Origin of the sequence: Bacillus sp. TH13 (assembly GCF_016651175.1) — a bacterium.
Lineage (GTDB): Bacteria > Bacillota > Bacilli > Bacillales > Bacillaceae_G > Bacillus_A > Bacillus_A thuringiensis_S.
In genome coordinates this window covers 138,845-160,565 of sequence record NZ_JAEKEJ010000020.1, presented here as the reverse complement: position 1 = coordinate 160,565, position 21,721 = coordinate 138,845, and the positions used below count along the sequence as shown (strand labels likewise).

Below are 21,721 nucleotides of genomic sequence, written 5' to 3'. Positions count from 1 at the left end.
ACGGGAGGAGATGCTTGTGAAGAATCAAGATAAGTGTAGTAAGTTTCAAGCACCTATTCCTTTTCCGCCGCCAGGTATTACGGGGCCCACTGGACCAACAGGTCCAACAGGTGCTTTAGGTGGACCAACTGGACCGCAGGGAATACAAGGCGTACAAGGTCCAATCGGTCCAACAGGTCCGACAGGAATACAAGGGGTGCAAGGGGTACAGGGAGAAAATGGTCCAACAGGTCCAACAGGTTTAACTGGACCACAAGGCTCTCAAGGTAGTCAAGGACCTATGGGAGAACAAGGCCCACAGGGAATACAAGGTGTTCAAGGAATTCAAGGCGAAAGAGGTCCGACAGGTCCAACTGGTATTCAAGGGATACAAGGAATTCCTGGTCCAATCGGTCCAACAGGTTCAACAGGAATACAAGGAATACAAGGAATGCAAGGAGAAGTTGGTCCGACAGGTCCAACAGGAATACAAGGTATACAAGGAGTGCAAGGGGACAATGGTCCGACAGGTCCAACTGGAAATACTGGTATACAAGGTGTTCAAGGTAATTTAGGAAGTAGTGGTTTACAAGGTATAACAGGAATACAAGGAATACAGGGTCCAATTGGTCCAACAGGCCCAACAGGTTCTCAAGGAATCCAAGGGGAACAGGGGCCAATGGGGCCACAAGGGGAAACTGGTGTTCAAGGTTTACAAGGTCCCCAGGGAGAAATGGGGCAGGTAGGTCCAACCGGTTCTCAAGGAATCCAAGGAGTGCAAGGTGTAATCGGTCCGACAGGGGCAACTGGTTTACAAGGGGATCCAGGTCCAACTGGATTAACCGGATCAACTGGGGTAACCGGTCCGACTGGTTCTGCAACGGGTCCAACAGGAGCAACGGGTCCAACGGGTCCTCCGGGAGGCCCAACAGGTCCAACCGGTCCAGCAGGATCACCAGGGGGTCCAACCGGTCCGACTGGAGCAACAGGGGCAACAGGGGCGACCGGAGCAACAGGAGCAACAGGAATCCAAGGAGTGCAAGGAATACAGGGTCCAACAGGAGCAACCGGTTTAACAGGTTTGCAAGGGGTGCAGGGGCCGATGGGGGCAACAGGTCCAACGGGTGACCAAGGCATTCAAGGTCCACAAGGGATACAAGGAGTAACCGGCCCGACAGGTCCGCAAGGTCTACAAGGATTACAAGGCTCAATCGGCCCAACCGGTCCGACAGGTCCCCAAGGAGTGCAAGGGGCACAGGGTCCAATCGGTCCAACCGGCCCACAAGGGGTTCAAGGTATACAAGGTGAGCAAGGAGTAAGGGGAGCGACAGGTCCAACTGGTTTACAAGGTCTACAAGGCGTACAAGGTCCGAGTGGCCCAACTGGCCCACAAGGAGTGCAAGGCGTACAAGGTCCGAGTGGCATAACAGGCCCAACCGGTCCTCAAGGAATACAAGGTATCCAGGGACCGCAAGGAAGTATAGGCCCAACCGGTCCTCAAGGAATACAAGGAGTGCAAGGTCCCCAAGGTCCAACCGGTCCGACAGGGGCAACGGGTCCTCAAGGAATTCAGGGAATCCAAGGTCCAATTGGTCCAACTGGTCCCCAAGGAATTCAGGGGATACAAGGAGTGCAAGGTCCAATCGGCCCAACTGGTCCAACCGGCCCTCAAGGTCTACAAGGAATAACCGGCCAGGCGGGCCCAACCGGTCCAACAGGAGCAACCGGTCCGACTGGAGAAACGGGTCCCCAAGGTCCTCAAGGAATTCAAGGACCCCAAGGGATAACGGGTCCAACGGGAGCAACCGGCCCGACTGGAGAAACGGGTCCCCAAGGTCTACAAGGAATCCAAGGACCCCAAGGGATAACGGGTCCAACGGGAGCAACCGGCCCGACTGGAGAAACGGGTCCCCAAGGTCTTCAAGGAATCCAAGGACCCCAAGGGATAACAGGTTCGACGGGAGCAACCGGCCAGACGGGAGTGACTGGTGCCACTGGACCGACTGGAATCCAAGGCATACAAGGAATAACTGGAGCAACAGGGGGAACGGGAGTAACAGGCCCAACCGGTGCCACTGGTCCAACCGGCTTAACTGGAGCAACAGGATCATCTGCTATATCGACAGGTGGTGGCTATTTCTTTTCTACATCAACAAGTACAATTGCAGCAAATGCCAATATTCCTATTAACTCGGGATCCACTGTATATGGAACTGGTGTATCTTTAACTAGTGCTACAACTGTCACAGTATCGACGCCAGGAATATATTTAGTAAGCTACTATTTCCAAGGGGACGCGACTGGTGGGAATGAAGTAGTATCTGTAAGATTACTATTAAATGGAACACAAGTAACAGGGAGTTTTATACAAAATGTAACGACATCAACTGTAGTATTGGAACCATCTATTTCAAATACGCTTCTTGTAAATGTAGCTAGTGCAAATTCAACGTTTATATTACAAAATGGCCCGCTCGGTGTTGGGCATGTGACTACAATAGCAGGTACGATTACGGCAAGTTTAAATGTAGTGAGAATATTATAAGAAATATAAAAACACAAGGAATGTCTTTTTAGACACACCTTGTGTTTTTGATGTTAAATGAACAATTTTTTATCCTGCATTAACGGGCAGTAAGACACCCACTACAAAATTCAGCTAGAGTAAAGAAGTTAGGTGGTAGATCAACGGACCGTAAAAGCCCGATTGGTTTAACTAATAATCAGTGGGGATGCCCCCACTGATTAAAGTTTCGCTTTATCTTTTTGGCTGAAAAATATGTTGAAAGAAGTATTTATGATGTAAGTTATCTACAATTTTATTTGCTTGATATGTGCGATGTTGTTCGAGTCGAAGTCTTTGCTCCATCATTTTTATTGCGTGATCAGATAAACGTAACATAATACATATCTCCTTTTCTATAAATATAGGTGACTATTTGATATCGATCCCATATTTATAATTAAGGAGGCAAGATGTGTAACATAGGCAAAAAGCACCTTCCTCTCCCATTACGCTTACGAGGTTAGCTGTCGGACTCGGGAAGTGAGAGTTTCCCTACTTAAAAAAGATTCGCCCCAAGTAGCATAGCTACAAAATTGGTTCCCCCGCTCCAAAATTTGGACTCAGCAAAAGGTATTATAAGGTAAAAGGTAACATAAACAAAATGATTAGTCAAATTATTTTGTTTTTTCTGTTTTTTTTAATTGTGTAAGTACTATTCCATCAGGTAGTTCGGTGTATGTTACTTCAAGGAAGCCGTGTTTTTTATATAATGCGATAGCAGGGGTATTCGCTTTACCTGTTTGTACAATGTATGTCATAGAAGAAGGGAACATGTTAAATATATAAATTAGGAGTTTCGTTGCAATTCCTTTTTGTAAAAAATCGGGCGATACAACTAACCTGTGGATATCAATTAGTTTTTCTTCTTGTGCAAAAGAAATAAAGCCGACAAGTTTATTTTCAAAAAAATATCCATAGAATGTTTCAACGCAACTTTGAATATCGTTTACAGTATCATATAAACGGGGTATGGCAGTACTATTTAAGTAGTCCCCTTCAACTTTATAGGCTGGAATTTGAACTTGTAAAATGGATGTTGCTACTTCAAAAGAAGTGGAATTTACCTTAAGAATCATAGATAATGATGTCTCCTTTGAATATGGTATATTAATATAATTTCTTTATGGGTGAGTTTGACAATATTTTTCTTTTTTGCATATAATATATGTATCTCCATATGTAAAATAGTAGTAAATATATTTCTATAGTGAAATATGATTAGCAATGATAAATACATATGTTTGTATTGAATCATACAAACTATAATAGAAATGGAGGACTAAAAATGGGATGGATTATCACATTAATAGTTGGTGCTATTATAGGTGCAATTGCTAGTTCTATAACGGATAAAAATTTCCCGGGTGGTATGTTCGGAAATATTATCGCAGGTTTATTAGGTGCTTCGTTAGGTGGTAGATTATTTGGATCCTTTGGGCCATCATTTGGTGGGATTCATGTCGTACCAGCATTATTAGGTGCAATCGTGTTAATTCTTATTGTATCATTTGTAGTGAAAGCTGTAAGGAAATAGAGATATAGATTATGATGAAGAGCCCTGAATAAGGGCTTTTCATCATTCGAAGAGGTGGTTTCATTGGAGAAAATAAATATAAGAAAAAGAGATAAGTTAAGAAAGTTTTTTAGAGAACAAAATTATTTGGCGGTATTGCTTGGATTTGCGTTATTGTTTATTAATATTTTATTACTAACAAAAATATCATTTGTTTTTACACCGTTTATCGTATTTTTAAAAACAATTTTCTTCCCAGTACTATTGGCGGGCGTGCTATTCTATATTTTGCATCCATTCGTTTCACTTTTAGAAAAGAAAGGTGTTTCAAGAATCGTATCGATAGCCTCAATATACTTAATAGTAATTGGATTATTTGTGTTTTTAGTTGTAACGGTTATCCCTATTATTAAAGATCAAATTGATGCATTAATTGATAACTTACCGTACTTTGGCCATGAGATTGAACAAGCAGCGCGTAGATTCGGGGAAAGTAATTTACTTGGTAAAATTCAGGAGAATTTAAATATTAATGTTGCGAATATGGTAAAAGACTATACAGTTGATTTTACAAAGTCATTATCATCAGTAACTGGGAATGTAACTGGATTCTTGAGTACTGTTACAGAGGTTGTTTTAACATTTGTAATGGTTCCATTTATATTGTTCTATCTTTTAAAAGATGGCGAACAATTGCCGAATCACTTCTTAAAATTCATTTCAGAACAAAGACAACCAGCAGCAATGAGAATACTAGATGATATGCACTATGCGATTAGCTCGTATATTAGAGGTCAAATTATCGTGAGCTTGTTTATCGGTATTATGCTATTAATCGGTTACCTTATTATCGGTATTAAATATGCGGTACTACTTGCGATTTTAGCGATGATTGTAAATATCGTTCCGTACGTAGGACCAATTATTGCTATTACACCAGCGTTAATTATCGCATTTATCGACTCGCCAGCAATGGTGTTAAAAGTAATCATCGTTATGATGGTTGTACAATTAGCAGAAGGTAAATTTATTTCTCCTCAAGTAATGGGGAAAAAGCTAGATATTCACCCAATTACAATCATATTTATCATTTTAACTGCCGGAAACTTATTCGGGATTATGGGCATTATTTTAGCCATTCCAGGATATGCGATATTAAAAGTGTTAGTTACGCACGGTTATAGATTTGTTAAGTTAAATACGTGAAAAAAGAGCTAAAACAGTGGGAACTGTTTTAGCTCTTTTTTATTAATAATTCATTTGCATATTGGCGCGCCCATTGATCCGCTTCTAATATAGCATCTAGTGAAGGGTCTTTTATGTTATGATGAGCTTCAACTGTTTTGTAAATTGTTTTTTCAATATCGAAAAAGACAATTTCATTTTTTAAGAATCGTGCATTCGCAATTTCATTTGCTGCATTTAATACAGCGGGAGTAGTACCACCGATTTTGCCACATTCATATGCGTAGTGTAGACAAGGGAACTTCTCTAAATCTGGTTTTTCAAAATGTAAACTACTGATTTCTAATAAATTTAATTTTTCATAGGAAGAAGGTAGCCGAGTAGGATAGTGAAACGCATATTGAATAGGCATTCTCATATCAGGAGCACCGAGCTGTGCCATAACTGATCCATCAATAAATTCTACTAAAGAATGAATGATACTTTCTTTATGAATCATTACATCAATTTTTTCATACGGAATATCAAATAGCCATCTCGCTTCCATTACTTCGAACCCTTTATTCATTAATGTGGTAGAATCAATCGTTAGTTTTGCGCCCATTAACCAGTTGGGATGTTTTAAAGCGTCCTTAGCTTGTAATGTTTGCATTTCTTCACGTGTTTTATCACGAAAAGCACCACCGGAAGCTGTTACAATTAACTTCTCAATCTCTTTATTATTTTCTCCGTTTAAACATTGGAAAATAGCTGAATGCTCACTATCTACTGGAATTAAGCGACATCCGTTTTGTTTCGCTAGTTCAGTTACGATATGTCCAGCTGCAACTAACGTTTCTTTATTAGCGATGGCGATATCTTTCTTCGCTTTTAATGCTTCAATTGTTGGGAGTAATCCTGAAACACCGACAACAGAACTTAATACAAGATTTGAATCAGGGTGAGTAGCTACTGCAATTAAGCCATCAGTCCCGTGTGTGATTTTTGTATTTGCTGAAATACGCGTACGAAGCGTGTCTGCTAAGTCTTTTGTCGCAACGCTTACAATACGAGGTTGAAACGTTTTGATTTGTTGCTCAAGAAGATCAATGTTATAATTTGCGGTTAAACCGACGATTTTGAAATGTTCAGGATGAGCTGAAACAACATCTAATGCAGATGTGCCGATGGATCCTGTGGAACCTAAAATGGATATATATTTTACCATGAAAAAACCTCCAAAGTTGTTTCGAATATTTCTGCAAACCTATATATCATTAGACAATTGAAGTGGAAATTCCTGCTATATAAAATAGAAAATTCGGGTTTGTTTGGAAGTGAAATGTGATAAACTGTAAAAAAATAACGAAAAAGCAATGAAAGAGAAGAGTACATATTCGAAACTTTTCAGAGAGCTGATATGTGGTGGAAATCAGTAAGGGATGAATATGGAATGGGCTCTGGAGCTTCTAACTGAAATGAGTAGGTAAAGACGGTTACTTCACGTTATTGAAGTATGAAGTGAGCTAATGATAGCTAATTAAGGTGGTACCGCGGGAGTCTCTCGTCCTTTTTTAAGGATGAGGGGCTCTTTTTATTTTGAGAAAGGAGGAGTTAGTATGAGTGAGAAAATAATGTTAACAGGAATTAAGCCTACAGGTTATCCGCATTTAGGAAATTATATTGGTGCGATTAAACCTGCATTGCAAATGTCAAAGAATAATGAAGGAAAAGCATTGTACTTTATAGCTGATTATCATGCGTTAAATGCTGTGCATGATTCAGAAAAGTTCAGCAGTTATACGAAAGAGGTAGCAGCTACTTGGTTATCGCTTGGACTTGGGGAAGATGTTATTTTTTATAGACAAACAGAAGTGCCGGAGATTCTAGAATTAGCTTGGATATTAGCTTGCTTAACTCCGAAAGGACTTATGAACCGTGCTCATGCGTATAAAGCGAAGGTGGAGCAAAATAAAGAAGCGGGGTTAGAGGTCGATGCAGGAGTGAATATGGGGTTATATACGTATCCGATTTTAATGGCAGCTGACATATTATTATTTCAAGCTACCCATGTACCAGTTGGAAAAGACCAAATTCAGCATATTGAAATCGCGCGTGATATTGCGACGTATTTTAATCATACATTTGGCACGACATTTACACTACCGGAGTATGTCATACAAGAAGAAGGAGCTATTTTACCTGGTCTTGATGGAAGGAAAATGAGTAAAAGTTACGGAAATGTAATCCCATTATTTGCAGAGCAAGAAAAACTTCGAAAATTAATATTTAAAATCAAAACAGATTCTTCACTTCCAAATGAACCGAAAGAATTAGAAACATTATTTATGATATATAAAGAGTTTGCGACCGAAGATGAAATACAGTCGATGCGTGAAAAGTATGAGACTGGAATCGGATGGGGCGATGTAAAAAAAGAGCTATTCCGTGTTGTAGACCGTGAGTTAGCTGGACCTCGTGAGAAATATGAGATGTATATGAACGAACCGAGCTTATTATACGAAGCGTTAGAAAAAGGTGCTGAGCGGGCAAGAGAAATCGCGAAGGTACATTTAGCAGAAATAAAGAAACGGATTGGATTTGAGAGGGGGCGCTGAGCGTTCCCTCGTTTTTCGATATAAATTATTCTTCATATCGATACGTAGAGCAAGGAGTTCGCATTTCTTTCCCGAACTTATTAGTTGCATATATTAAAAAGTATGCTAATATAGGGTTACTTATTAAACATGTTTAATAAGTGAATCTCATTCAATAAAAAAGGAGATGAATGTATGAAAACGGAGAAAGAAAAGATGTTAGCGGGAGAAATGTATGTTGCGGAGGATGAAGAATTAGTGGCTGATAGGGTGGAGGCAAAACGTTTAACACGCCTTTATAACGAGGCGATGGAGACAGGAGATGAGAGGCGTTTTACGTTATTAAATCAGCTTTTAGGTTCTTCAGCTGATGGGAAAGCCCAAATTAATCCTGATTTTCGTTGTGATTACGGCTACAATATCCATGTTGGAAAGAGCTTTTTCGCAAATTTTAATTGTGTGATTTTGGACGTTTGTGAAGTACGAATCGGTGATAATTGTATGTTTGCACCAGGTGTCCATATTTATACGGCCACTCATCCTTTACATCCGGTGGAACGGAATTCTGGTAAAGAATATGGAAAGCCTGTAAAGATTGGTAACAACGTTTGGGTTGGCGGGGGAGCTATAATTAACCCGGGTATTTCAATTGGAGACAATGCTGTAATTGCCTCAGGGGCAGTTGTGACAAAAGATGTACCTCATAATGTAGTTGTTGGTGGTAATCCAGCTAAAGTTATTAAAACGATAGACTTATAGAAATCGTTTTTTACGGGTATATGAATAAACTGGTGTCTTATCGTATAGACAATGTGAAAGGTGTTTCATATGGAGAAATATAGTGCGGACAATCATACAAAGACATTACTTGCCTCTCGAAACGCTCTTTTTCTCTTATTTGCTTTGCCAGGTGTCGCGTTTGCTACATGGATTTCAAGAACAGCAACTACTCGAGATGTTTTAGCAGTGTCAAATGCAGAAATGGGCTGGATTTTGTTCGGACTATCTGTTGGTTCAATAATTGGTTTACTGAGTGCAAGCCGCTTCATTGACTGTAAGGGAGCTAGAGACGTTATTATAGGCAGTATGTTTTTTATGATTGTTGGATTGATTTGTTTAGGTATAAATATTTATTTTGTTTCTAGTATGGGGGCTTTTAGTAGCTTACTAGTATTTGGAGTAGGCTACGGATTGGCGGAAGTCGCATTGAATGTAGAAGGTTCTTCCATTGAGCAGAAATTAGGAACAACTCTTCTTCCGAAATTCCATGGCTTTTTTAGTGTAGGAACTTTAGTAGGCGCGCTCAGTGGTTCTGTCGCAGCGTCGCTTCACATCCCGATTCTGTATCAGTTTCTTGTGATTTCGGTCATGTTTCTATTACTTGTATGTATGGTGTATCGTTTTCTTCCGCATGGAACAGGAAAGAAGGAGAAATCGCGGAACAAAAGGAGAGAGAAGCGTACTTCCTTACGTATGGAAAAAAAGGTGCTTTTAATTGGTCTTTTTGTGCTTGGAATGGCATTTGCAGAAGGTAGTGCAAATGATTGGCTACCTATCGTGATGGTAGATGGACATGAGCAAAGTATAGTGGCAGGTTCTATTATGTACGCAATTTTTGTATTAGCAATGACGTTAACTCGTATGTGTAGCAGCTATTTCCTTGATCGATTCGGTCGTGTCGCTGTCGTACGTGCCACTATTATGATGGCGATTCTAGGAATTTCAATCGTAATATTTGGGGGTAATTCGTATTTTCTAGCATTTGGCGTAGTACTGTGGGGGATTGGTGCAGCGCTAGGGTTCCCAATTGGTCTGTCAGCTGCTGGAGATGACCGTGAAAATGCGACTTCTAATGTTGCTGCAGTTTCTATAATCGGTTTTACAGCGTTTTTAGTCGGACCACCATTTTTAGGGATACTTGGGGAAGCATTCGGAATACGTAATGCCTTGCTAGCTGTTTTATTATTTGTTCTTTTGTCTGGAATTGTATCGTCTATTACAAGAGAGAATACACCGAGCTAAATAAGGATTGCATGCAGCGGAAATATATCATCTCTATTGCTTTAGAAAATGATGTATGATATATTGTCAACGCAACTTATTAAAAGTGTTTAATAAGTATGTTGATTAAGGTGGTGAGCGATTTGAGTGAACAATTTGTTACTCAAAAATCGATTAAAGAGACGATCCTTCGCGGCATTCGTACGGCTCTTCTAGAGCAAGGAAGTGCGACGAAAGTTGAACTTAGTAATACATTAGAAATTAGTTTTCCAACGATAAGTAAATTTATAGAAAATATGAAACAAGATGGTGAAGTCACTTTAGTCGGTTTAGATGATTCAAGTGGCGGAAGAAGAGCGAAACGATATGCGTATAATCCAGAATATATGTTAGGATTAGCGATATTTTTAGAAAAAAATGAGACGAATTATACAATTTTTAACTGTTTAGGGGAAGTAAAAGAACAAGGGAGTACTTCAAGTGCATTAATTGATGCGGGACTAAGCGTATTAACAGAACATATAGAAAGTCTTATAGCTATGTTTCCAAAAATAAGTTCTATATCAATTGGTGTCCCTGGTGCGGTCGATAATGGGCGTATTTTCTATATTCCTGGATATGAAAAGTTTCAAAATTTTAATTTGAAAAGTCACTTTGAGGAACTGTTTTCTATACCAGTAGTAATAGAAAACGATATGAATGCTGCAGTGCTCGGGTATCATAAAAACACGGGGAATAATGACAATTCCTCTCTTGTATATTTGTATTCAGGTCAAAATGGCCCAGGTGCGGGGATTATGGTAAATGGAGATGTCGTACGCGGAAGTACATGTTTCTCAGGAGAGATATCTTTCGTTCCGCAGTATGATAATAAAAATTTCTTACAAGCTTTGAGAAGTGGGGATTCGAATAATTCAGAGGAATATAATATAGATGCTATTACTCGTTTAATAGCTACATGTATAGCTATTATTAACCCTCATGCCTTTATCTTCTGTGATGATGAAGTGAATGAATTTGTAATAGAGCAAATTGTAAAAACTTGTCCGCAGTACATTCCGGCGGAACATATTCCGAAAATAACAGTGAGTAATTGGAAAGAAGATTATTTATATGGATTAAAAAGTCTTGGACTTGATCTTATGATTACTAGAACGAATAAAGAAAATTAAATGTGCTGGCAATGAAGCATCCAATTGTCAGTTGAATAACATAAAAGAAAAGGTGTCGATTATGAAAATTGAACATGTAGCAATTTGGGTGAATGATTTAGAAGGAATGTGTGATTTCTATAAACAGTACTTTAATGGTGAAGAAAATAGCTTATATCACAATCCGAAAAAGCAGTTTGAATCTTATTTCATAACTTTTGAAGGTGGTGCGCGTCTAGAACTTATGAGACAAGTAGGGATAGACGATAAAATAAAAACACAAACAGTAGGATATGCGCATATTGCTTTTTCTGTAGGTAATAAAGAAAAGGTGAACGAATTAACTCATACATTAAGAGAAGCAGGGTACCCTGTGTTAAACGGCCCACGAACTACAGGGGATGGTTACTATGAAAGTGTAGTAAATGATCCTGAAGGGAATCAGATTGAGATAACAATCTAACATTATATTTACTAATAACTGATAAAAAATAAAATTTTGTTGTTCCCCCAAATGTTTACGAGAAACCTATTATTTCTGCAGAAAGGGGGACATAACATTGAGTGAAATCATTTTTATTTTCTGTATATATCCATTGCTTGTTTGTATTGTTTCAATAGCTGGAGCATATAAAGTAGGTACATTTTATGTGATGCCAATAGTAACATTTCTTATTTTTCTTATGTTAAATGTTACAGTGCACGATCCAGCATTTTTCTTTTGGGTTGGCATGTATACTATTCTTTCATTTATTGTTTCTTATATAACTATCCTTTTTATAAAGGGATATTAAGTTGTAGAAAGAGAGCATTAATATCATTTTGGGGAAATAGGGATTTACGGTGAACGATAACAACCTCATTTCACGTTGTAATGACGGGAAATGAGGTTGTTTTATTTCTATTTTTAATTAGAGTGATGAAAATCTCGAAGAATCCCCTCAATGACTGGATGAAGAGTGCTAGGTAACTCATCAAGCGGAAAGAAACGTAATTCTTTTGACTCAGTTTTATCACATATAAGCTCCCCGTGAAATTCGCGGCAAATATAAACAACGAGTACACCGTGTACTTGATCGCCGTTTGGATAGATTTGAAAGAAGTCTCGTCCTGAGTATGTACGGAATAGTTCTGGATTTTTGATGATAAGTCCAGTTTCTTCATATACTTCTCGCTTTAACGCGTCTTCTAACGTTTCGTTATATTCTAATGCACCGCCAATAATGCCCCATCGGTTAAAATCTGTCCGGAGCTGCAGTAATACTTCATCTTTTTCATTTAATATAATGGCATGTGATCCTATTAAAATAAGTGGATGATTTCCTACTAGATTTCTCATGTCTTCAATGTAGCCCATATTTTTGCTCCTTGTATTTAATAATAGTTAGGGAGTTCTTTTAACATTCTTTCTGTTTTACGCGCTGTAAAAGCTAAGTTATGGTCATCTTTCGTTCTGAAAAATAATGTGCGTAAAAAGGTTTTAATGTTGGCGCATAAAATACAATACTCATTAAGCGAAAGGCGTTTTCTAATTTGAGGAAGCCTTTTTATTTTTTTATGAATAATAGAAATTAACTCGTTTTGAGGAAAATCATGATACAGCATTGCTAGTAATGGAGTAGCAATGCGTTCATCTTCATTATTATGAAAAAGGTCAGATGGAATAAAAATTTTATTTAATAAACAATGAATTAATTCTTCGTACCATTCAAAGGTCGTATACGTATTATGAACAATTTCGGTGAAAGTATCAGATACGTGAGCAAGACAATGAGCCCATCCTTTGTTTTCAATATAGCCTCGAAAATCCGTTTCTAAGTTTGTATATGTAATGAGTTTATTTTTTATTTCTTCGATATCCTCCTCTGTACAAAAGTAGTGCGAATTAGCGAATTGGAGTATTAACGCAATTAACGAAACAGTGTAAGAACGTGTGAAAACCCCATCTGTATGTGGGGAGTAAATGTCACAATATAAATACTCATCACTTAAACAAGTTTGTAACAGTAATTTCAGCTGATCGTCCATAAGGAATTCATGATGAATGAAATGCGCAAAACATTTATATATAAGTTGGTAACGAACGTAGCTATCAGTCGTTCCGATATACTGAAGCATGTTCAAAGTTAACTCATTTATATCTATATGTTGCAGTTGCGTATAGTCATTTTGTTGTATAAGCTCTAACTGTTGTTGCAATGCTGTAATATCCACTGGAGAACCTCCTCCGCACTTTAAAGATGCGATCTTTTCTAGTATTCTATATATTCAAGGACAATCCTGCTCATGCAAGGAGAACGATTAGAAATTCGAGTATGATATAGATGAGGGAAGAATATGACGACGATAGAACAGTTAGAAAAACATTTTAAAATAAGAAGAAGTGCTTCTTCTATTATGATAAAAGAAAATAATGCAGAGGTTTTTACAGAAGAGCAATTAGAAGAGATGGTGCAATATTGCGTTGCTGAAGCTGAAAAAGATGGATTAGAAAAACTACATTTTGAAATCTCTTCAAAAAGTCTAAATTATGATGTGTATAAAAAATGTTTCGACACGTATTCATTTGAATATGTTACTGAAAACATGATTGTATTTAAAGATATATATGAAGTAGAAGATGTAGAAAGTGAAATTGATTTTAAGCTTATTGAAGAAGTTGGAGAAGAGGCTTTTTATTCACTGTGGAATGAAGTGACGGGAGAACTAGTCGTTTATGATCAATTTGTACATATGATGCTAGAAGAAATTGGTGAGCAGTGGAAAGAACATTGTTTAACAGCGAGTGTCGATGAAGAGCCGATAGGAATTGTAATTCCGCATATTGAAAAGGGGACGTTAGAAGAGGGGAAACTTATGTACTTCGCAGTTACTCCAAATATGCGTAATAAGGGATATGAAGCTGCACTATTTGCAGGTGCGATGTTTGTCTTAAAGGAAATAGGTGCATCTTATTATATTGGTGAGACAAATGTACAAAATGAGTGGATGAAGGATGTTTTTGAAAAGAATGGATGTCAGTTGCTGAGTTGTACTGAGCGGTATGTGAGGAAGGTTTAAAGGATGAATGACGTACTCTCGCGAACTCATTTAGCGGGAGAGGCTATATATGTTAAAGCAAACATTTCATTCATTGGCTTTACTGTATCCAGATGTATTGTTAGAAGGCTGGAAAATTGAAAAAGTTTCAGAACGTTATGAAGGTGAAAAGTGGGAAAGTTTTTGGTTTCAAGTTGTTACTCTAACCGGAATGTTTCGGGTAAAAGAGTTTTTTCTCGATATAATGGAGCCAGTATTCCCTGATAGTTGTATTTCTCAGGCGAAAGGATGTTGTTTTCAATATAAAGGGCTTGTGTATTGGAAAGGTATAAATTACAAGGGGAAAGAAAGTTATGTTACATCTAAATGGAAAACACAAATTGAAATTTCTATTGAACGTGGATATGTAAACAAAGATGAAATGGAAAGATTTCTATTCGGGTTACAACCAGTAAATATGGAGTTCGCGAAAATGATATTACATACACCATTTCACCTATTGAGCTTTCAAGCAAAAAGAGATGGAATTGGTGAGATAGGAAGATGTCGAGGGTGGAGTGCTCCAGATGATGTATCATATTCGAACTTGCCAATTCATGAAAAGATAAGTTGGAAGCTCGAATCGGTCGGATTAGGGAATGATAAAACGCAGTATGTATACTGGGACGAAGGTAATAAACTATATGCACTTTGGGTTTGTAGACATAAAAATAAATTGTATTATCCTGTTTCTTCATGGATAACGAACTATGGCGTTAAACAGATTATAAATGGGTTAGAGTTTTATTCGCATAGAGAGCGGGGAACAGTTGTATATGAGGATTTAGGCATGGAACAAATTGCATATGTATTTCGAGGAAACCCGTGTACAAATTTTGAACAAGTAAAAGAACTTTTCGCCTGTTTGTAAGATAAAAAGAAAAATGAGAACGACAAAGTAGTTATTCCTATAATACAATAGAGTAAGATTCGATTATAAGAGAAAGCGTTGGTGAAAGAATGGAGCAGCAGAGAAATTGGCTACAAGCAACTGTAGAAAGAAATGAAGACAACACGTTATATATAAAATGGGAAAATAGTATAGAAGAAGTTCGCATTTACTGGAGTACTTCACCAGAGCATATTGAGGAAAATGGAGAATTACTTGCAACGGTAAATGGAGAATCATCATATACAATTGAAAACCCGAGTGAAAATGAACGTCCATATTTTAGACTAGTAGGAAGTAATGGACAAGCAGTGACAGTAGCTGAGCGTAGATTGCCATTGCAAGGCGCGTTTAACTTCCGTGATATGGGAGGATATGAAACGACTGAAGGCCGTAAAGTAAAATGGGGCAAGTTGTACCGTTCTGAAGAATTGGCAGGACTAACAGAATGGGATATTGCGTATTTACAAAAGTCTGGTTTAAAGTTAATTTGTGATTACCGTACAGACTTTGAAGTGAAGCATAAGCCAAACCCAGAGATTACAGGTGCTCGTCAAGTGTGCTTACCAGTTATGCAAGATTTAGCGAAAGACTTAAATATAAATGAATTTTTCCAAGTTGGTGACCTTTCTATGTTAGGAAAACCAGGTGAGTATCTTGTGAAAATGAATCAAGATTTCGTAAGTGGTAACGAGGCATTTGTAAGCTTCTTAAACTTAGCGCAAAATCCGGAAAACTTACCGTTAGTAAACCACTGTACAGCTGGAAAAGACCGTACTGGATTCGGATCAGCACTATTATTACTTTTACTAGGTGTACCGGAAAAAACAGTAATGGAAGACTACTTACTAAGTAACGGTTTCCGTGAAAAGCTAAATGAAAAAATGATGGCCTTTTTAGGTGCGAAATTACAAAACGATGAGAGCAGAGCGATATTAGGTGCAATGTTTGAAGCACGTGCTGAATATTTACAAGCTGCGATTGATGTAATCCAAAAGCAATACGGATCAGTTGAAGCATACGCCGAAAAAGCTCTTGGCTTTACGAAAGAGTCGTTAGAGGAAATGAAAGAGTTATTGCTAGAAGATTAATAATGAGAAGGAGGCTGATTTGGATTAGCCTCCTTTTACTATTGTTGTTATAATTAAGCTATGAGAATATAGGAGTTGAGGAGAACATCATGAAATACAAATTTATATTATTCGACGTAGACGATACATTATTAGATTTCCCTGAAACGGAAAGACACGCATTACATAATGCGTTTGTACAGTTTGGCATGCCTACAGGGTATAGTGATTATCTTGCAAGTTATAAAGAGATTAGTAATGGATTATGGAGAGATTTAGAAAATAAAATGATTACGCTAAGCGAATTAGCAGTAGATCGATTTAGACAATTATTTGCACTTCATAATATAAACGTAGATGCGCAGCAATTTAGTGATGTATATCTTGAAAACTTAGGGAAAGAAGTACACCTTATAGAAGGTGCAGTACAATTATGTGAAAATCTACAAGATTGCAAGTTAGGTATCATTACGAACGGATATACAAAAGTGCAACAATCAAGAATCGGAAATTCGCCTTTATGTAATTTCTTTGATCATATTATTATTTCTGAGGAAGTCGGTCATCAAAAGCCAGCACGTGAGATTTTTGATTATGCATTTGAGAAATTTGGAATTACGGATAAATCAAGTGTACTAATAGTCGGAGATTCGCTAACTTCTGATATGAAAGGCGGAGAAGACTACGGCATTGATACGTGTTGGTATAATCCGAGTTCGAAAGAAAATAGGGCAGAAGTTAAGCCGACTTATGAAGTGGAGAGTCTGCTACAAATTTTAGAAATTGTGGAGTTGGCGGGAGAAAAAGTAGCCTCATTTTAAGTGTGCTGATATTTGTCGGCAAATCGATGATATATTGTAAGTTGTGATAGATATATTTGAAAAATCGATGATATATTGTAAGTTGTGATAGATATATTTGAAAAATCGATGATATATTGTAAGTTGTGATAGATATATTTGAAAAATCGATGATATATTGTAAGTTGTGATAGATATATTTGAAAAATCGATGATATATTGTAAGTTGTGATAGATATATTTGAAAAATCGATGATATATTGTAAGTTGCGATAGATATATTTGAAAAATCGCTCATATAAGTTCATATACTAAGATATAGAACAAAAAATAACGCTACTATACAAGGTCATTCACGTGTTATAATGCGTGAATTAAATATACGTATATAAATAGTTTCTCAGAGTGATGCGATGTCATGTATGATTAGTGTAACAACTAGAGGTGAATAAAGAATGTTAACTTTTTTATTTGAGTTAGACAAGAATCTTCCGCAGAAGGATGAGCCGCGGTATGATGCTTATTCAAAGGGCTTTATCGAAGGAGATGTAACGATTTGCGCGAGTGATAGCGTATTTTTTCAAAAGTCACGTATGAAGGTTGCAGAGCTGGGCATTTATTTAGGTCAGTGGATGGAACAAGTTCAACATGGGCAGAACGTGCCTATGAAATATGAAACGGCTGACCGTGAAGAGGTAATTCTTGGTTTCTTCTATGAAGAGGATCATAATCAATGGAATGTTTCTTCCAGTTGGCAAGAATTTGAACTTCAAGAGCGTATAGCTACTACAACATTAATAGAGAGTGTTCAACGCTATTTGTATGAGCTAAATAAAGAACTGCGCATGATAGAATATCCTGTGACGTTTGATCAGTACTTAAGAGGAGAGCGAATGATGCAGCTCTCTTACAAACGACCATGTGATAGTAAAGCGGATACGACGCCGATAGAGGTTTATAATGGAAGTGAGCAAGTAGGCGTAGTACGGGGCTATTATAAAAATACGCTGATGAGAGTGCTGGATTTTATTCCGAAAATTGGTAGTAATATCATTTATGAAATAAAGGATATTAAGAACAATATTCGCGTCATTGCAAAGGATGTAAGTAGGCAGCGCCAAAGAAAGATTTTAGTAACGTACATCGATAATAATGATGCAGAGCATGAAATACTTGTATGTGACGGAAAGTTATTGGATGCAAATTTTATATTTACCTTTACATATAAGGCAGAAGAATATGTTGTTCATAAAACTTCATTTGGAATGGGAAAATTATTACGAAAAGGCTATTTAATCGCAGATTGGAATATTCGTCTTGAGGAAGATATGTATTACATCGAGATGAATGCATATGATGGAGATTACATGGAGGATCAATACTTACTATTAGGCGTATTTCATGCGGTTTTATATGGATAATCGATGAGAAATACCGTCATTCTTCTTGGAAAGAATGACGGTATTTTTTATTTATCCTCAAAAATAAAAATCTCATCAATCGTACTATGAAGTGCCTTCGCTATATCGTGAGCGAGTTGCAATGAAGGATTATACTTACCTTTTTCAAGGTGGCTAATTGTTTCACGGCGTACACCAACTTGCTTCGCTAAATCTTCTTGTGTCATGTTCAATTTGGCACGGTATTCTTTTATCCTGGTTACGAACGCCATGGTGCATCTTCCATTTCATCAACAGGTTTATCATAAAAGAACATAGAAAAAACGAACGTAAGAATGAGTGTGCCAAAAATAAGAGCGATATCAATTTCTTGTAGTGTAGTGTTTGGAAATAACATTTCAATAAACATAATGATTGCGGTAGTTAGTAACGTAACGATAAATGCATTGCGGCACGATTTATTGACAATTTGTTCAAACAGTTCATCGTGTTGAACTGTTCTATACGATGTGAAAAAGGAGAAGAAACAGAACATAGTAAACAATCCTTTTTCATAAAAAAATCCGAGGAAACCGAAGAAACCGAGAAATCCTAAATATTTTATCCAAGTTGTTTTCATGATAGATTCTCCTTTCGATATTAGAAATAAATCACGTTATGTTATAAATATATCACATGAGATAATGTATAGTAATAATAGTTTTCCAATTCTTTTCATAATAATAGTAAAAAGAGGAAATATGCTGCGAAATAAAGAGGATAATATTGTAAAATGGTTGTAAGGAGGGGGAGGAAGGAATGCTAACTTGGATTATGATCGTTGTATTACTTGTAGTGATTACTGTAGTGGCAACAGTGTTAATTGGGCGGAATGGTGATGCGAATTATAGTAAAGCGACAAAAGGGAATATTAAACGGCTTACGATGATCTATATTTTACTAGCTGTCGTTTTAGTTGTTGGATTAGGGGTGTATATTTATTTTAAAGGTTAAATAAACTGAAAAATGTAAAAATCTTAAAATAGAAGTATGCTATAATATCAATATAGTTATTTGGTAATTAAGGAAAGGATTGGATGGAATGATTGAAATTACGAATGTGTCAAAAAGTTATAATGGGTCTACCTATGCAGTAAAAGATTTAAGTTTATCTGTACCTAGCGGCGAAATCTTTGGATTTTTAGGACCGAATGGTGCGGGTAAATCAACGACAATTAAGATGATTACTGGTATTCACGGGGTGGACAAAGGGACGATTACGATTAACGGAAAAAATATTATGGAAGATCCGATGGAAGCGAAGAAGACGTTTGGTTATGTGCCGGATAGTCCAGATATGTTTTTACGTTTAAAAGGAATTGAATATTTAAACTTTATGGCTGATATGTATGAAGTGCCGAAAGAAGTAAGACAAGAACGAATAGAATCTTTAGCAAAGAAGTTTGATCTTTATAATGCTTTATCTGATCAAATTCAAAGTTATTCGCACGGTATGAGACAAAAAATCGTTATTATTGGTGTGCTCGTGCATGAACCAGATGTATGGATTTTAGATGAACCATTAACAGGACTTGATCCGAAATCTGCATATATTTTAAAAGAAATGATGAGAGAGCATGCGGATAAAGGAAAGATTGTATTTTTCTCTACACACGTATTAGAAGTGGCAGAAAAAATATGTGACCGGGTTGCTATCATTAATAAGGGGAATTTGCAGTTTAAAGGAAATTTAGATGAAATGAGAGATCATTTTAAATCCAATGAATCACTTGAAAAAATGTTCTTGGAGATGACGGGAAATGAGTAAAATTTGGACGTTAACAAAGGTACTATTAAAGTTGAATTATGCAGATTTTATAACAGATAAGAAGAAGCGATGGGCGTATTTATTTTCATTTGCAGCTATTTTATTTGTTGGCTTTTTAATATTTGGTTCGATGACACACGGAATGTATGAAGGTCTGAAACAATTAGGGCAAGAGCCGGGAATGATTATTGCAATGGGATTGGCGATTGCGAGTATATGGGTATTTTTAATGAGTATAACGAACATTTTAACTGTATTTTACTACAGCAATGACATTGAAATGTTACTGCCGTTACCATTAAAACCAGCGCAAATTATTTCGGCAAAATTTTTAACGGTATTAATTACACAGTACGTAATGAGTTCATTCATTTTATTACCAATCTTCATTACGTACGGTTTAAAAAGTGGCGCATTTATTACATATTACATATATATGATTTTCATTTACTTACTCTTCCCAATCGTGCCGTTAGTATTAGCTTCGTTACTGATGACAATTATTATGAGGTATACAAATATAGCGAAAAATAAAGATCGAGGAAATATATTTATTGGAATCGTAAGTATATTATTTATTGTAGGAATTAACGTATTTATGCAGTGGAGAAATAAAAGTGCGTTTTCTGGAGACGGGGCTGCGGAATACCTTGTAAATAATCAATCTTCTCTTATAGTACAAATGACAAATTATTTTCCAACTACATATTTTGGAGCAGTCGCATTAGTAGAAAATGCGAATTGGAAGGGTCCTTTATACGTAATCATCTTTGCGCTTATTTCATTTGTATTCTTTGTGTTGTTTTATTACATTGCAGAGCGTACATATTTAAAAGGGGTAATTGGACTTTCAACGAGTACAGCAAAGAAACAAGTTATTTCGGCGGAAGGTTTACAGAAATCAACAGTACAAAGTTCACATTTAAAAGCGTATGTGAAAAAAGAATTTAAAACGTTATTCCGTACACCGCAATTTTTCTTAAATTGCATTGTACAAACTTTCGTTATGCCAATTATGTTATTCTTTGTTTTATTCGTGAAGGAAGGGAATATAGAGTTGATTACAGGATATATTGATAATCCAGAATCAGCAGGTCTTGCAATTGGTGTAGGCCTTTGTGCATCGTTATTTTTAATGGGTAGTAACGTCATTGCAACAACGTCATTTTCGCGAGATGGAAGCTCTTGGTTTGTGAATCGTTACTTACCAGTAAAGGCTTCGGATATCTTTTTTGCGAAAGCAATCACTGCTTGGTTAATTAATGTGATCATTTTAGCCGTATTCGGTATTACGATGGCAGTTGTAGCTGGAATTTCTCCAGTCTTCATGATACTGTGGTTTTTACTAAGTGCGAATGGGTTACTATTAATTAATTTAATCGGAACACGCTGGGACGCACAAACTGCAGATATTCATTGGGACACAGAGCAGAAATTATTTAAAAGCAGATATACAACTTTGTGGAATTTTTTAGCTAATATTTTAATAGCTTTAGTTATTGTAGCGGGTGTAGGTGTATTATACTTCTTCCTTAAAGTAGGACTGTGGATTATGTTTATCGTTTTATTTGTAATGTTTACTATTGTAAACTATATCTTTATTAAAATGTTAAAATTAGGTGCTGAACGTATACTGTCAAATATTCAATAAGAAGATAGATCCTCTGTATTCATGCAGGGGATCTACGTATAGATGGAGGAGAAAA

Annotated in this window: 24 protein-coding genes, 1 riboswitch and 1 other annotated feature; of the genes, 17 read left to right on the top strand and 7 right to left on the bottom strand. The window is 36.9% G+C overall.

The window, feature by feature from the left end; all coding sequences use genetic code 11:
* Positions 1–10 precede the first annotated feature (10 nt).
* Complete coding sequence (locus JFU02_RS05545) at positions 11–2,524, top strand: BC_3345 family exosporium-associated protein (RefSeq protein WP_207193688.1); 2,514 nt, start codon at positions 11–13, stop codon at positions 2,522–2,524.
* A 213-nt stretch (positions 2,525–2,737) separates the two neighbouring features.
* Here JFU02_RS05545 and JFU02_RS05540 read toward each other — a convergent pair whose 3' ends face one another.
* On the bottom strand, positions 2,738–2,881 hold the full coding sequence (locus JFU02_RS05540) for a hypothetical protein (RefSeq protein ID WP_000945244.1): 144 nt from the start codon (positions 2,879–2,881) through the stop codon (positions 2,738–2,740).
* A gap of 97 nt (positions 2,882–2,978) precedes the next feature.
* A riboswitch (cyclic di-AMP (ydaO/yuaA leader) is annotated at positions 2,979–3,121 on the bottom strand.
* 38 nt (positions 3,122–3,159) lie between these two features.
* Positions 3,160–3,621, bottom strand: a complete 462-nt coding sequence (locus JFU02_RS05535; RefSeq protein ID WP_201070212.1) for a GNAT family N-acetyltransferase — start codon at positions 3,619–3,621, stop codon at positions 3,160–3,162.
* A gap of 209 nt (positions 3,622–3,830) precedes the next feature.
* Here JFU02_RS05535 and JFU02_RS05530 point away from each other — a divergent pair, with 209 nt between their 5' ends.
* On the top strand, positions 3,831–4,079 hold the full coding sequence (locus JFU02_RS05530) for a GlsB/YeaQ/YmgE family stress response membrane protein (RefSeq protein ID WP_097888902.1): 249 nt from the start codon (positions 3,831–3,833) through the stop codon (positions 4,077–4,079).
* Between the two features lie 63 nt (positions 4,080–4,142).
* Entirely contained in the window at positions 4,143–5,264 is a 1,122-nt protein-coding gene (locus JFU02_RS05525) for an AI-2E family transporter (RefSeq protein WP_000411479.1), read from the top strand.
* A 28-nt stretch (positions 5,265–5,292) separates the two neighbouring features.
* Here the strand turns inward: JFU02_RS05525 and JFU02_RS05520 are convergent, their stop codons facing one another.
* Entirely contained in the window at positions 5,293–6,450 is a 1,158-nt protein-coding gene (locus JFU02_RS05520; RefSeq protein WP_098617678.1) for a 1-deoxy-D-xylulose-5-phosphate reductoisomerase, read from the bottom strand.
* Positions 6,451–6,589: 139 nt separating this feature from the next.
* Positions 6,590–6,797, top strand: a binding site (T-box leader).
* 44 nt (positions 6,798–6,841) lie between these two features.
* Between JFU02_RS05520 and JFU02_RS05515 the strand changes: the two genes are divergently transcribed.
* The 6 genes from JFU02_RS05515 (at position 6,842) to JFU02_RS05490 (ending at position 11,765) form a co-directional block, all read left to right on the top strand.
* Complete coding sequence (locus JFU02_RS05515) at positions 6,842–7,840, top strand: tryptophan--tRNA ligase (protein ID WP_001290887.1); 999 nt, start codon at positions 6,842–6,844, stop codon at positions 7,838–7,840.
* 174 nt (positions 7,841–8,014) lie between these two features.
* On the top strand, positions 8,015–8,578 hold the full coding sequence (locus tag JFU02_RS05510; protein ID WP_000845626.1) for a maltose O-acetyltransferase: 564 nt from the start codon (positions 8,015–8,017) through the stop codon (positions 8,576–8,578).
* Between the two features lie 69 nt (positions 8,579–8,647).
* Positions 8,648–9,841 (top strand): MFS transporter, encoded by a 1,194-nt coding sequence (locus JFU02_RS05505; protein ID WP_061666608.1) that lies wholly within the window; start codon positions 8,648–8,650, stop codon positions 9,839–9,841.
* Between the two features lie 122 nt (positions 9,842–9,963).
* Positions 9,964–10,992 (top strand): ROK family transcriptional regulator, encoded by a 1,029-nt coding sequence (locus tag JFU02_RS05500; protein WP_000003030.1) that lies wholly within the window; start codon positions 9,964–9,966, stop codon positions 10,990–10,992.
* 61 nt (positions 10,993–11,053) lie between these two features.
* Positions 11,054–11,434, top strand: a complete 381-nt coding sequence (locus JFU02_RS05495) for a VOC family protein (RefSeq protein WP_000687551.1) — start codon at positions 11,054–11,056, stop codon at positions 11,432–11,434.
* Between the two features lie 97 nt (positions 11,435–11,531).
* The gene (locus tag JFU02_RS05490; protein ID WP_001289514.1) at positions 11,532–11,765 is read left to right on the top strand and encodes a YbeF family protein; all 234 of its coding nucleotides are present in this window, start codon (positions 11,532–11,534) and stop codon (positions 11,763–11,765) included.
* Positions 11,766–11,878: 113 nt separating this feature from the next.
* On the opposite strand, the gene JFU02_RS05485 is transcribed toward JFU02_RS05490, so the two are convergent.
* Together JFU02_RS05485 and JFU02_RS05480 are read right to left on the bottom strand one after the other, a co-directional pair.
* A complete protein-coding gene (locus JFU02_RS05485) occupies positions 11,879–12,328 on the bottom strand; it encodes an NUDIX hydrolase (RefSeq protein ID WP_000540464.1) in 450 nt (149 codons plus the stop codon).
* A gap of 17 nt (positions 12,329–12,345) precedes the next feature.
* Positions 12,346–13,185, bottom strand: coding sequence for a DUF2785 domain-containing protein (locus JFU02_RS05480; RefSeq protein WP_000355445.1), 840 nt, complete (start codon positions 13,183–13,185; stop codon positions 12,346–12,348).
* Between the two features lie 123 nt (positions 13,186–13,308).
* On the opposite strand from JFU02_RS05480, the gene JFU02_RS05475 reads away from it, so the two are divergent.
* From JFU02_RS05475 to JFU02_RS05455, 5 genes are all read left to right on the top strand, one after another.
* A complete protein-coding gene (locus tag JFU02_RS05475) occupies positions 13,309–14,031 on the top strand; it encodes a GNAT family N-acetyltransferase (RefSeq protein WP_086406951.1) in 723 nt (240 codons plus the stop codon).
* Between the two features lie 49 nt (positions 14,032–14,080).
* Complete coding sequence (locus JFU02_RS05470) at positions 14,081–14,920, top strand: hypothetical protein (protein WP_086413821.1); 840 nt, start codon at positions 14,081–14,083, stop codon at positions 14,918–14,920.
* Positions 14,921–15,009: 89 nt separating this feature from the next.
* The gene (locus JFU02_RS05465; protein WP_201070209.1) at positions 15,010–16,029 is read left to right on the top strand and encodes a tyrosine-protein phosphatase; all 1,020 of its coding nucleotides are present in this window, start codon (positions 15,010–15,012) and stop codon (positions 16,027–16,029) included.
* Positions 16,030–16,118: 89 nt separating this feature from the next.
* Positions 16,119–16,829, top strand: coding sequence for a YjjG family noncanonical pyrimidine nucleotidase (locus JFU02_RS05460; RefSeq protein WP_098471969.1), 711 nt, complete (start codon positions 16,119–16,121; stop codon positions 16,827–16,829).
* 434 nt (positions 16,830–17,263) lie between these two features.
* Complete coding sequence (locus JFU02_RS05455) at positions 17,264–18,229, top strand: tubby C-terminal domain-like protein (RefSeq protein WP_086406954.1); 966 nt, start codon at positions 17,264–17,266, stop codon at positions 18,227–18,229.
* Between the two features lie 47 nt (positions 18,230–18,276).
* Here JFU02_RS05455 and JFU02_RS05450 read toward each other — a convergent pair whose 3' ends face one another.
* Positions 18,277–18,480: a helix-turn-helix transcriptional regulator gene (locus JFU02_RS05450; RefSeq protein ID WP_000896321.1), complete on the bottom strand. Its 204-nt coding sequence runs from the start codon at positions 18,478–18,480 to the stop codon at positions 18,277–18,279.
* Complete coding sequence (locus JFU02_RS05445; protein WP_000859223.1) at positions 18,468–18,827, bottom strand: DUF3796 domain-containing protein; 360 nt, start codon at positions 18,825–18,827, stop codon at positions 18,468–18,470. The genes JFU02_RS05450 and JFU02_RS05445 overlap by 13 nt, the downstream gene beginning before the upstream one ends.
* Positions 18,828–19,006: 179 nt before the next feature.
* On the opposite strand from JFU02_RS05445, the gene JFU02_RS05440 reads away from it, so the two are divergent.
* The 3 genes from JFU02_RS05440 to JFU02_RS05430 all read left to right on the top strand — a co-directional run bounded on the left by JFU02_RS05440 (position 19,007) and on the right by JFU02_RS05430 (position 21,666).
* Positions 19,007–19,201, top strand: a complete 195-nt coding sequence (locus JFU02_RS05440) for a hypothetical protein (protein WP_061666598.1) — start codon at positions 19,007–19,009, stop codon at positions 19,199–19,201.
* Between the two features lie 88 nt (positions 19,202–19,289).
* Entirely contained in the window at positions 19,290–20,015 is a 726-nt protein-coding gene (locus JFU02_RS05435) for an ABC transporter ATP-binding protein (RefSeq protein ID WP_000570201.1), read from the top strand.
* The gene (locus tag JFU02_RS05430; RefSeq protein WP_000036855.1) at positions 20,008–21,666 is read left to right on the top strand and encodes a putative ABC transporter permease subunit; all 1,659 of its coding nucleotides are present in this window, start codon (positions 20,008–20,010) and stop codon (positions 21,664–21,666) included. The genes JFU02_RS05435 and JFU02_RS05430 overlap by 8 nt, the downstream gene beginning before the upstream one ends.
* Positions 21,667–21,721 lie beyond the last annotated feature (55 nt).

What these genes read in the sequence shown, in the direction of transcription:
- JFU02_RS05545 (WP_207193688.1), top strand. Translation starts at nt 11, where the DNA reads ATGCTTGTGAAGAATCAAGATAAGTGTAGTAAGTTTCAAGCACCTATT.
- JFU02_RS05540 (WP_000945244.1), bottom strand. Translation starts at nt 2,881, where the DNA reads ATGTTACGTTTATCTGATCACGCAATAAAAATGATGGAGCAAAGACTT.
- JFU02_RS05535 (WP_201070212.1), bottom strand. Translation starts at nt 3,621, where the DNA reads ATGATTCTTAAGGTAAATTCCACTTCTTTTGAAGTAGCAACATCCATT.
- JFU02_RS05530 (WP_097888902.1), top strand. Translation starts at nt 3,831, where the DNA reads ATGGGATGGATTATCACATTAATAGTTGGTGCTATTATAGGTGCAATT.
- JFU02_RS05520 (WP_098617678.1), bottom strand. Translation starts at nt 6,450, where the DNA reads ATGGTAAAATATATATCCATTTTAGGTTCCACAGGATCCATCGGCACA.
- JFU02_RS05515 (WP_001290887.1), top strand. Translation starts at nt 6,842, where the DNA reads ATGAGTGAGAAAATAATGTTAACAGGAATTAAGCCTACAGGTTATCCG.
- JFU02_RS05510 (WP_000845626.1), top strand. Translation starts at nt 8,015, where the DNA reads ATGAAAACGGAGAAAGAAAAGATGTTAGCGGGAGAAATGTATGTTGCG.
- JFU02_RS05505 (WP_061666608.1), top strand. Translation starts at nt 8,648, where the DNA reads ATGGAGAAATATAGTGCGGACAATCATACAAAGACATTACTTGCCTCT.
- JFU02_RS05495 (WP_000687551.1), top strand. Translation starts at nt 11,054, where the DNA reads ATGAAAATTGAACATGTAGCAATTTGGGTGAATGATTTAGAAGGAATG.
- JFU02_RS05485 (WP_000540464.1), bottom strand. Translation starts at nt 12,328, where the DNA reads ATGGGCTACATTGAAGACATGAGAAATCTAGTAGGAAATCATCCACTT.
- JFU02_RS05475 (WP_086406951.1), top strand. Translation starts at nt 13,309, where the DNA reads ATGACGACGATAGAACAGTTAGAAAAACATTTTAAAATAAGAAGAAGT.
- JFU02_RS05470 (WP_086413821.1), top strand. Translation starts at nt 14,081, where the DNA reads ATGTTAAAGCAAACATTTCATTCATTGGCTTTACTGTATCCAGATGTA.
- JFU02_RS05465 (WP_201070209.1), top strand. Translation starts at nt 15,010, where the DNA reads ATGGAGCAGCAGAGAAATTGGCTACAAGCAACTGTAGAAAGAAATGAA.
- JFU02_RS05460 (WP_098471969.1), top strand. Translation starts at nt 16,119, where the DNA reads ATGAAATACAAATTTATATTATTCGACGTAGACGATACATTATTAGAT.
- JFU02_RS05455 (WP_086406954.1), top strand. Translation starts at nt 17,264, where the DNA reads ATGTTAACTTTTTTATTTGAGTTAGACAAGAATCTTCCGCAGAAGGAT.
- JFU02_RS05450 (WP_000896321.1), bottom strand. Translation starts at nt 18,480, where the DNA reads ATGGCGTTCGTAACCAGGATAAAAGAATACCGTGCCAAATTGAACATG.
- JFU02_RS05445 (WP_000859223.1), bottom strand. Translation starts at nt 18,827, where the DNA reads ATGAAAACAACTTGGATAAAATATTTAGGATTTCTCGGTTTCTTCGGT.
- JFU02_RS05440 (WP_061666598.1), top strand. Translation starts at nt 19,007, where the DNA reads ATGCTAACTTGGATTATGATCGTTGTATTACTTGTAGTGATTACTGTA.
- JFU02_RS05435 (WP_000570201.1), top strand. Translation starts at nt 19,290, where the DNA reads ATGATTGAAATTACGAATGTGTCAAAAAGTTATAATGGGTCTACCTAT.
- JFU02_RS05430 (WP_000036855.1), top strand. Translation starts at nt 20,008, where the DNA reads ATGAGTAAAATTTGGACGTTAACAAAGGTACTATTAAAGTTGAATTAT.